This is a genomic window from Sunxiuqinia rutila (genome assembly GCF_050589705.1).
Lineage (GTDB): Bacteria > Bacteroidota > Bacteroidia > Bacteroidales > Prolixibacteraceae > Sunxiuqinia > Sunxiuqinia rutila.
Window position 1 is genome coordinate 121,250 of record NZ_JBNGOT010000006.1, and the last position, 11,145, is coordinate 132,394.

The following is an 11,145-nucleotide window of genomic DNA, read 5'->3' on the forward strand; positions in this document are numbered from 1 at the left end:
AAAAAACATTTCTACTGATAAATTGCCTTTTTAAAGCTGCCTTTTCTACTGAAAATCAAGCCAAACACCCGATGCAAACCACGGCTTAGCCGACTTGCCATTTTTTGACTCCGGCCGAGCCTCAGCTAAGCCCAAACCAATTAAAAACACCCTGGCTGAGCCTCAGCTGAGCAGAACTGAAACAAAAACAAGCTGGCTGAGCCTCAGCTAAGCAAAACCGGAACAAAAACAGCCCGGCTGAGCCTCAGCTGGACAGAACTCAATAAAAAACAAGCCAGCTGAGCCTCGGCTGAGCAGAACTGAACCTCAGGCAACTTTTCTGAGCCTCAGCCAGCACCCCAAAAAATGAAAATGACTCAAAAACTTTTGAAAAAGTGAGCTTATGATCAGTTTGTTTTGCTAAATTGGCTCTTGCTGAGGTTGAATTAGATAGTGTGGCACTACTGGTTAGCTTTAAACAGGCGAAGCAAGTACACGGGAGCGTTGAGTAACTATTAATAAGATATAAGTGTCGCACATACATACGTTGCGGTAATGTCAGAAAAATTATGAGAAACTTATCGAAAATAGAAAAAGAAATTATTAAGAATATAAATGCTCATAAGTCGGGCAATATGCTTACAGGCTTGTTAGGCTGTATTGCTAAAGAGATGATCATTGAGGTTAATAAAATAACAAGAGTCGTTACTGCGACAGCACTAAACTCAGAATTGTTAAGTGGTGCAGGAGAAAAAGAGCTTGAAGATTTCTTTTTTAAACGAATATACTTTATCAATACACTTTTTACGCTTTTGACATATTTGGAAAAGGAGGGGTATATTGTTACTTACACTTTGTCAAATAAGCATCCAGACTCCCGGTTAATTGGTGAATCCGATTCGATACATCAATTTAAAACCCAAGGTGCACAAGCTGGCAGGTATAATTTTGACAATGATTTCATTATTAATTCCTTTATAAATTATCGAGATTCATTAATTGTAAGTACGGAAGAACTGAGGCTCTTTGAAAAGAATAAATTTAAAACCAAAGAAGAAAAGCGATTTAGAATAAACGTGAGAATATCAATAGCTGCAATTATTGTGGCATTTCTAATGGGACTATTCGGTTTACTTGCATCAATAGAAAATCAAGGTAAACCTTTAAAAATAAATCAAGCTCAAATTGACTCAATAGCAGTACGATTAGACCGAATAATAAAAAATCAAAAAAAGATAGAAAGACACTATCGCCAATCAAGTAGAAGGTCCCTGCTAGAAAAGCCGGGAAGCGCCTCTCACCTCCCGCTGCCGCACGATTCTGAAACAAGTTCAGAATGACGCTCTGGGTAGGGCGGTTCGGTTGGCCGACGAGGCTTTTGAGCTAGAAAACATTCTTTTAACCGCAAAGGCGCAAAGAAAGGAAGCCAAGAACCAAGACTGAACGAATGGCTTTCTCTTCGCCTGTGCCTATGCCCTAGCCTTTTTAATTCAAGCCCTCGTTACAAAGACGAATCCTTAAGTTTCACCCCAATGCCCGGCCAGTCATTCAAGACCACCTTACCATCCACCACCTGAACACCTTCAAAGGGATCGTTGGCGATAAGGAGGTTGCCATCCAGGTCGGCCCAGTCTACCCGGGGCGACAATTGGGCCGCAGCAGATACGGCGCAGGAAGTTTCAGTCATGCAGCCCATCATCACTTTCAGGTCGAGTGCTTTGGCCAGGTTAATCATTTTGTGGGCCTCGCGCATTCCCGTGCATTTCATCAGCTTGATGTTAATGCCGGCATACACCCCGTGCGCTTTTTGAACATCATCCAACCGCTGCAAAGCCTCATCGGCAATGGTTGGTAGCGGACTGTGCTGCGTTAGCCAGGCCATATCGTCCAGCGCCGTTTTGGGCATCGGCTGCTCAACAAAGACCACCCCTTTTTCCTTCAGCCAATAGATCATATCCAAGGCAGCTTGCCGGTCGTGCCAGCCTTGGTTCACATCCACACACAAGGGCACGTCCGTCACTTCACGGATGGTTTCAATCATCGCCTTATCGTTGTCGCGCCCCAGCTTCACTTTCAGAATTTTATAGGGTGCCGCCTCCTTCACCTTCTGGAGAACCACCTCGCGGCTGTCAATCCCAATGGTAAATGAAGTATTGGGTGTCAGCGCCGGATCGTAACCCCAGATTTTATACCAGGGCCGCCCCATCAACTTCCCGAGCAGATCATGCAAAGCGATATCCACCGAGGCTTTGGCGGCACAATTTCCTGCTGCTGCCTCATCCACATAGTCCAGTATCTTTTCCACCTGAAAAGGGTCTTTAAACTGCGCCAAATCGAGCGAGGCTAAAAAGCGGGTGGCTGTTTCATGACTTTCACCCAAATACGGGGGCATGGAAGCTTCGCCGTAGCCTGTAACACCATCATACTCCAGCTCCGTCAGCATCACCGGCGTGGTTATGCGTGAACTTCCTGCCAGGGTAAACGCATGCTTCAGCGTCAACTCAAAAGGCTTAAAGCGCAATTGCAAGCCCCGGGCAACGGATTGGTTCTTCTTTGGATTCATGGTCGCTGCTGTTTTAAATCCGGACAGCCCCAAAACGGTAGCCAATCCGGTGGTACGAATAAAATTCCGTCGGTTGTGTTTCATAATTGTTCAGTTATACCAGGGATGATCCCTGACAAGGGTAATTTGCGTTGTTCCCAAGGCATTGAATACCCGGCATGCGGAAACCAGATCATCTTTTCGCGCCGCATCAAAATTGGCATGCTCCGGGTTCAGACTATTGATTTTCACCCTTCCGGACGCATGAATATAGTGGTCATTCTCCAGGTACAAAGCGACATGGGTAATCCGCTCTTTACTGGCCCCAAAAAACAACAGATCGCCCGGCTCAAAACGCGTGGAATCCGTCAATGGCAAAACTTGGCCATAGCGGGCTTGTTGCGAAGCATCGCGGGCCAGAATAAGGCCTTGCGACAAGTAGGCGGTCTTGATCAGTCCCGAGCAATCGACGCCTTTAGCGGAGGTGCCGCCCCATAGATAAGGCCGCCCCAACAAGCTTTTGGCGGTAGCTATAACCGCCTCAACCTGCGGCTGATCAACGGCCCATTGTTCAAAGGTCATCCAGTCAGCTATTTTGACAAAGCCCTGGCGTCCATCGGGCAATTCAACCTGCCAATAACCGTTTTGCTTGCCAAGGCCCTTCACCATACATCCCAGCACCAAGTCGGACACCGGGTCGCTCAATTCATCCGCATCGCTATAAACCGTTCCGCTAATTTCCGTAAAAACGAGGCGGGTGCTCTTGATCCCGGCCTTTAATTCCTTGTTTGTTAGTCGTTGTAAGCTGCTTCCCGTTATCCAGCCCACATACTGGTCGGGCGTTTGAATCAGGTACCAGCTGCCCTTCCGGTCGAGCAAAGCAACCGGGGTGCCCATAATTGCCTGCGAAACCATTTCAGCAGCAAAAGAAGGTCGTTTCCGAATGGGGCTAACCGACAGGTTTGTTACCGCCCAGGTGTGCTCGCCCAACTCAGCAGCCGGAAGCTGCTTCAGCGAGTCAATCACCGAGAGTCCCAGCACTTCCAGGCTGTCCAGAAGCGCCCGATGCGCCTCAACAACATTGGTTTTACCACGAAGGACCACCTGCCCCGCTTCCTGCCGGGCTTCTACCTCGAACACCGCCACCCGATGATCAGGCACAAAGTGCTTGTCCACATTCAGCACTATCCGGTTAACCGGCTCCTTTAACGGCTCAACCATGCAACCTGCCCCAATACCCAGGCAGACAATCCAAAGGAAAACGAAACGCAGCATTTTAGTCATTTCAAATTCTTAAGTTATTCTCAGACTCCCTTAAAGTTACACCCTCTGCTTTAAGAAAACAAAGCCTTTGCAGCCCCAGCGGTGCGTAAGGTACGTACTCGGTGTCAGCTTAGCCTAATCGTATTCTAAACAAGCGACCTTGCCGTCAAGCACCGAAACCAATACCCGGTTTTTTCCCACAGGCAGCACATGGTTAATCAAGGCATGCGACACTTTGTACTTCCAAAGCACCTGGTGGCTCGTTTTATCGATGGCGCAAACCACTCCTTCCGTAGTAGGCACAAACACCACATTTCCATCCTCCGTGATGGGTGAAGGGGCTATTTCGTAGCCCAAATCTGCCTGGCATTCCCAAGCCAGCTCCTGGGTATCAGCAGCCGTATAAAAAGCATTCACATTGCCTTCGTACATGCTTTTGATGTACACCCACTGGCCATCCTCCGAAATCCCAATAGACTCGCGACAACTGTATTCGCCCGAGTCCCAGATTTCCTCACCTGTTTCGGCATTCAGGGCAGTCATGCGGCGGTCGGGAGCCACAATAAAGATTTTATTGTTGGCTGCAACAGGCCATACAACCGCCGGCGATAACATGCGATTAGTGTATTTCTCCCGCTTCCAGATCAGCTTCCCAGTCAGGGCATCCAAGGCATAGAAAGTATTGCCCCACGAGCCAAAATAAACCCGGTTTTGATAAACCAGCGGACGGCACTCCACAAAGTTTCTCACTTGGTCAAACTGCCAGTTCAGTTCACCTGTCATCAGATCGATCGACCGAAAAACTCCTTCGGAAGAGCCAATAAAAACAGACTTACCGTCAATGGCCGGAGAGGCCACAATTCCTTTGCCCGTGGAAAATGCCCATTCCTGTTTCCCCGTTTTCAGGTTTAAACAGTAAATCTTCTGGTCAGTGGAAGCACACACAACCCTGTTTTGCGCAATGTCCGGAGTGGAGTATACCTTGCCTCCGGTAGAAAAGCTCCAGATAAGCTTCCCGTTTCGAATGTCACGCGCTACAATTTTACCGGATGTTGTGCCATACACGGCATAATTCTCTGATCGGCTAAGCCCCGTCCCTATGTCGCTGTCATCCTGAATTTCCCAACGGCTTTTCACCCTTGATAATTGCTGATTAGACATATAGTCTGGCCGCGGGTAAGAAGTCGTATCCTTACTGAAATAATGATTTTGAAGAGGCACCCAACACCATACAGGATGTGTTTTACCTCCCGGCGTACGTTCGGCATAAAACAAGGTATCGCGCGTAATGGTTGCTATATTATAGCCGCCGGTATCGCTTTGGGCACGCAAATTCGAGCGGCTCATAACTCCCGGGATTCCTTCAAAATTGTACAATTTATTCTGATGCCCGTGCCCCAAAAGTGTTGCCTGAATATTGCGGGTTTTGAATTTATCGATTAAAACATGCCAATTGGAAAGTGATTCGTTGAGTGGGTAATGGTTAATCGAAATAATGGGCTGATCCGGCCTGGCCATATTCGTCAAAACCGAATCCAGAAACACCACTTGCTCGCGCGGCACCAAACCGGGTGCCATGCGCATGTTTGGGCCACTGGCTGTACCGATAAACAAATATCCTCCTTGTTCAAAAGCAAACTCTTCGCAGCCAAACACCTCCACAAAGCTGTTGTTCCCACTTTCCGACCATTTCGAGTCGTGATTGCCCGGCACGATGTACCAGGGTTTAGTCAGCTTATCCAAAATACGCTTAGCCAGCTCCAGTTCGTCATCAGATCCAAACTCGGTAATATCACCGGATAGAATCACAAAATCAAGGCTATCCTGCCGGTTAATGTCGTCCACTGTTCGTTCCAGGTCTTCTGCAGCGTTGGTTCCTCCAATATGCGTATCCGTAATATGTGCAAAATGCAGTGCTTGCGCCCAGCTAAAAACCGTAGTCAGACAGAGCAGCAACAGAAAATAAATTCGCTTCATCATTTCAATTGGCTTTATCAAAAGAAAGACCCACCGGATGAAAAATCCAGTGAGTCTTTCAAAGTTCTTTTAATCGCTTATTCCCAACCCGGAGTTTGACTCAGGGTGTATCCTTTATCCATATACTCACTGATCTGGGCATTGCCCACAGGAGCCAGGTAAACCCGGTCAGTAAAAGGATCGCGGTCTGAAACATTCTCAGGAACATAGTAGCCAACCATCTCGGCCGCGTTGGAGCCATTGTAGGTTACAACAGTTCCATCAGCTGTTTCAACACGCAGAACACCTTCTTTTTCTTCAACCAGCCACTCAGGGAAATCGGCTTCAAAATCAATCCAAGGGCCGCGAAGAATATCCGGATTATCGGCACCACTCATATAGTCGATCTTATTCCAGCGCTTAATATCCAGCAGGCGCGAATGCTCATAGACAAACTCCATTCGGCGTTCGCGGCGAATTTCCCAAATCAGTGCTGACACATCAGCATCTCTTGCCGGGTCATCAGGCAACTCGGCCAGAAGTAGTGGTGCAGTTTGCTGAATGCCCTTCTCAATGGCTACTGCGTCCAATGGACGACTGCGAATTGCATTAATCGACACATCCAAGTCGGCTTGAGTAACCGCTGCTCCTCCCATGGTTGCAAGCTCTGCTTTGGCTTCAATCCAGTTTAAAACCACTTCACCCAAACGCATCACAGGCGCATCATTGGTGTTGGTGTTTGATCCATACATCGAAGGATAAGTTGATCCATAATAAGTAACCCCTACCCGATCAATAAACTTGCAAGCATACAGCAAGGTGCTCGACTCTTTTTTGGGCGCATCCCAAAAAGTAGCTTCAAAACGAGGATCGCGCGTGGCTGCCAGATTTTGAATGCTGAGTTCATCGGCATTGGGAACTGCCGACAGCTGATACGGCTTGCCATCGGTACAGATAAATGCTTTGGCCAAAGAAAGGTTAGGCGCATTATACTGTCCTTCTGTTAGGTTGGAATAGGATGCAACATGGTGAGTAATCCCAATTGAAGCATCGTAATGCCGGAACAGGATCACTTCTTTATTCCCGGCCAAATCCTGAGATCCAAACAAAGAACGGAAATCGCTTGTAAAAGAATACATACCGGAAGACATGACAAAGTCGGCAGCATCAGCAGCCAGCTCCAGATACTTGCTTGCTTTTTCCGTATTGTTCAGGTGGTATTTCTGCCAGGTTCCTTCAAACAACATCAGGCGCGAAATGAAACTCGCCGCAATGTAACGGTTCAGGTATTGTGCATTACCGTCCGAAGTACGCATATTATCCATCACATACACAAAATCATCATAAACCTGATCCATCACAAAGGTCCGGTCGTCCCGGTCCTTGTATAGCTCATCCAGGTTCGAATCATTGATCACTTCGCCATAGTAAGGCACATCGCCAAACACACTCACCAGCCGGCTGTATTCAAATCCCCGGAAGAAACGAGCTGCAGCAGTCCAATGCTGGAAAGTCTCTTCGCTCAGCTCAACTCCGGCTTCCTGCATCGCTGCAATTCGCTCCATAAAGACATTGGCTTTACGCACCCAGGCAAAGTTCCAGGTAGGCCCGGCGTAGCTATTCATCATCGATACTACCTCGTCATCATCAGCCCGGGAAGAAGGCGCCTGAGTTTCAAAGCTCCCCAGCTTGCCGGTGGATGAGAAATCATCTGAAAAATAGTAACCACGTAATGGCGCATAGGCACTTCCCCATCCCGAGTTGTACCCCACAAAATAGTTGGAGTAAAAGCCATTGGAGAATAATCGGAGGTTGTTCTCTGTTGTCCAGTAGGTATCATCGTTCATCTCGGTTAAGGAAGACCTATCCAGGAAATCATCACAGGCTCCCAGCACAAGTATAACCAAGGGTAAAATAAGTAATATCTGTTTTTTCATAACTGTTTCGTTTTAGAAGTTCAACTGAACGCCAACCGACGCACTTTTAAAGGTAGGCGTACCCACTCCGGTACGGCCCAAATTGTAGTTCGAACTGTTCCACATGGAATAACCGGCAATTTCTTCCGGATCAATCGGCAGATCACGCAAGTTATCCTTGGTGAAGAAGTTTTCCAGCGCCACATAAACGCGCAGGCTTTTCAGATACATTTTGCTCACCAGGTTCTCCGGAAGGCTGTAACCAACCGTAATATTTTTCACCCTTAGGTAAGACATGTCAAGCAAGTAGCGGCTTTGCGGAACCATGTTTAAAGAAGTGCTGCTCCCAGCCAGGTTATAGGGAGCCGGGTAGAACGCATCGGTCCGGTCTTCTCTCCAGAAATCGCCGGCAATGGCCAGCGGCATAGCACCGTCAGAGGCTTGAAATCCGGGGATAGCCAGGAAGCCACTTCCCCATACATCGCGTTTGCCTACTCCCTGAATAAATACAGACAAGTCGAATCCTTTATAGTCAGCGCCCAAGCGCAAACCATATTCGTAGCGAGGAGTGCTGTTTCCAATCACTTTCAGATCTCCGTGATCATCTGTTAAGCGATTTCCTGCATTAATTTCACCATCACCATTCAGGTCTTTAAATTTCACATCGCCAGGGCCAAACCGGAAGTTACCCGATTGGATATAGCCTTGCGTTGCCGCTTCTGAGTCCGACAGCTGATTAATCGTATAACCATCTTCTGTTACCGTAGTGACCAGGTCTCCGTTGCTATCATACACAAAGTCATCTTTCTGGTACAGCCGGTCGGTCTCGTAGCCCCAAATTTCGCCGTAGGTTTTTCCAACATACCAAGAGTTGATACTGGTAGTTGATCCATACTTGGTAATTTTCGTTTTGGCATCGGCCAGAGTTGCAACTACGTTAATGCCCAGGCCATTTTTAAACCGGTGGTTGTAATCCAGCTGGACTTCGAAACCATTGGTTCGGAGTGAACCAAAATTGCCTTTAGGAGCACTGGTTCCGTAAGTTACCGGCAAACCTTCCTGAGGCACAATCATGTTTTCCGTATCGCGACGATACCAGTCGAAGGTAAGGCCAAGTTTATTGTCAACAAAACGAGCATCGAAGCCCAGGTCGAGTGTTGTAATATCCTGCCAGGTAATGGAAGAAGACACCGATGTTGGGGTGCCGAATTCATAAAGCCGTGCGCCACTAATTACCCAACTGTTGTAACCGCCACTCATCGTTGGAATGTACAAGGAGTTGCTGACCGACTGGTCACCGATTGATCCCCAGGATCCCCTAAATTTCAACGAGCTAAGCGCTGGCTGCAGGGCCTCCATCCAAGGTTCTTCACTTACACGCCATCCGGCAGAAAATGAAGGGAACCACTGCCATTGCAGGTAAGAAGGAAATTTGGAAGTTCCGTCGTAGCGAAGGTTAGCTTCAAACAAATATTTTTCCTTGAAATTATAGTTTACACGCCCGAAAAATCCGAGTTGAGACTCCCAATATTCACTTCCGCCTGCCGTTTGTGTCCCGGTTGCCAAATCAAACTGCGGATTCTCATAATCCACCAGTTCCAGGCGTTGCGAGTAGTTTGACCCCAATTCATAGCCCACACGGTTCAAACCCAACATGAAGTTGAAGGCATGGATCTCATTAATATCCAAATCATAAGTGGTACTTAAATTGATGGTATTCCATTTCCGGTTTCGGGCATAGCGGTAAACCCGGTCAGGGTTTGAGCCCACACCTGTATAGGTCATCATATTCAATTCGTAGGCGGCCATAGCTCCCGGAGCAGTTGAAGAAACGGGTTGCCCGGCATCATTCACATAAATCCGGTTTCCGCTTTCATCATACTTAGGAATTCCTGCCGACCAGCTGTTGCGGGCCGTATAGCGTGTTCCCGGATTTTTGTTGATGTATTCCTCATTGGCATGTGTGTAATCGAAATTGATATTCCAATCTTCAAGCGGAGTTAAAACAAAACCTCCGTTTAAGCTGGTATAATTGGTTTCCTGGAAAGCCGTATTGGCCTGTTGCACTTCTGAAACCGGGCTCCGGATGGGATCTCCGTCTTCCGTAGAGAGCGGATAGATTGGGCTCCAACGGTAAAGATACAACCAAGGGTCAGCAGTTGTTGAAGCTGTGGCAAACGGATAACGCTTAACCCGCTTGGAAAAGATTGTTCCTCCATGGACCTTCAGAAAGCTATTCACTTGCGTACCAACACGCACCGAGCCATTGTAACGTTTAAAACCATCCTCTTTGGCTGGCTTCAGCATACCTGTTTGATCCAGGTAACCAAAACCAATGTTGTAATCCGTAGCTCCTGATTTACCACTCACCGACAAGTTATGTTGCTGCGTAGGTGTCCACTCCTTAATCATGTAGTCGTACGGATCATAGGTACGAAGTCCCAATTTGCGGTTATCCGCATCAACATACCAATCGCGTCCATATAGCATCGGATCACCTGTTCCTACTTGATCTCCCCACGTTTCTTCCCAAGCTTTGGCCTTTTCATAACTATCTCTGGTTACTTTCCAGAAAGCTCCTATTGAAGTGGCACCAACACGCTCCATGGCCAGCACCGAGTACTCCAAAGCATCAACTCCGGCCATTTCTATTTTCTTCGAAATATTCTGGAAGGACAGGTTGCCGGAATATGAAACATTAACGCTTTCCGTTTTGGCTCCCTTTTTGGTGTTAATAAGAATAACTCCAAAAGCCCCTTTTGATCCGTAAATTGAAGCTGAAGCGGCATCTTTCAAAATAGAAATCGATTCAATATCATCAGGATTAACCAATTGAATGGAAGGAATTTCTACGTTATCCAGCAAAATCAAAGGGGATGAACCTCCTTCTAAAGAACCAAGTTGTCCACGAATTTTCAAAATCGGGTCAGAACCAACCTCTCCACTGGGAACAACCACGTTCAACCCAGGAGTCGATCCCTGCAATCCACGCCCGACATCGGCAATGGGTCTTGCTTCCAACACCTTGGTATCCACCGAAGCAACAGCACCGGTAAGGTTCGCTTTCTTTTGTGTGCCATAGCCCACTACCACAACTTCAGTCAAATCCTCAACTGAAGCTTCTAATTCAATATTGATCGTTGAAGCATTGCCAACCGTAACTTCCTGCGGTTGCATTCCAATAAAGCTAACTTGAAGAACTGCACCTTGCTGCACAGAAAGGCTATACCGACCATCAACGTCAGTCACCGTACCCTGGGTGGTTCCTTTTACCACCAACGATACGCCGGGAAGAGGTTCGTTGGTCGATTTGCTGCGGACTTCTCCACTAATCGACCGGGTTTGTGCCTGGGTGAGCTGTATCACCAAACACAGAAGAAAGATAAGTAATAAGCTTTTTTTCATAATACAAGAGATTTTGAAAAGTTAATGTAATCAGAAGAATAATTCCTAAGATTAATAGTTTAGTAGAGCACATAAGACAAGGAT

General features: G+C 47.3%; 6 protein-coding genes. 1 reads left to right on the plus strand and 5 read right to left on the minus strand.

From position 1 onward, the window contains the following. Positions 1–548 precede the first annotated feature (548 nt). On the plus strand, positions 549–1,319 hold the full coding sequence (locus ACRD6K_RS09220; RefSeq protein ID WP_430973011.1) for a hypothetical protein: 771 nt from the start codon (positions 549–551) through the stop codon (positions 1,317–1,319). A 161-nt stretch (positions 1,320–1,480) separates the two neighbouring features. Here the strand turns inward: ACRD6K_RS09220 and ACRD6K_RS09225 are convergent, their stop codons facing one another. The 5 genes from ACRD6K_RS09225 to ACRD6K_RS09245 all read right to left on the minus strand — a co-directional run bounded on the left by ACRD6K_RS09225 (position 1,481) and on the right by ACRD6K_RS09245 (position 11,061). Continuing rightward, positions 1,481–2,626, minus strand: coding sequence for a dipeptide epimerase (locus ACRD6K_RS09225; RefSeq protein ID WP_430973012.1), 1,146 nt, complete (start codon positions 2,624–2,626; stop codon positions 1,481–1,483). A gap of 6 nt (positions 2,627–2,632) precedes the next feature. Beyond that, positions 2,633–3,805 (minus strand): C40 family peptidase, encoded by a 1,173-nt coding sequence (locus ACRD6K_RS09230; protein ID WP_430973013.1) that lies wholly within the window; start codon positions 3,803–3,805, stop codon positions 2,633–2,635. Positions 3,806–3,919: 114 nt separating this feature from the next. Then, the gene (locus ACRD6K_RS09235) at positions 3,920–5,764 is read right to left on the minus strand and encodes an outer membrane protein assembly factor BamB family protein (protein WP_430973014.1); all 1,845 of its coding nucleotides are present in this window, start codon (positions 5,762–5,764) and stop codon (positions 3,920–3,922) included. Positions 5,765–5,838: 74 nt separating this feature from the next. Then, complete coding sequence (locus ACRD6K_RS09240; RefSeq protein ID WP_430973015.1) at positions 5,839–7,677, minus strand: RagB/SusD family nutrient uptake outer membrane protein; 1,839 nt, start codon at positions 7,675–7,677, stop codon at positions 5,839–5,841. Between the two features lie 12 nt (positions 7,678–7,689). Further along, complete coding sequence (locus ACRD6K_RS09245) at positions 7,690–11,061, minus strand: SusC/RagA family TonB-linked outer membrane protein (protein WP_430973016.1); 3,372 nt, start codon at positions 11,059–11,061, stop codon at positions 7,690–7,692. Positions 11,062–11,145 lie beyond the last annotated feature (84 nt).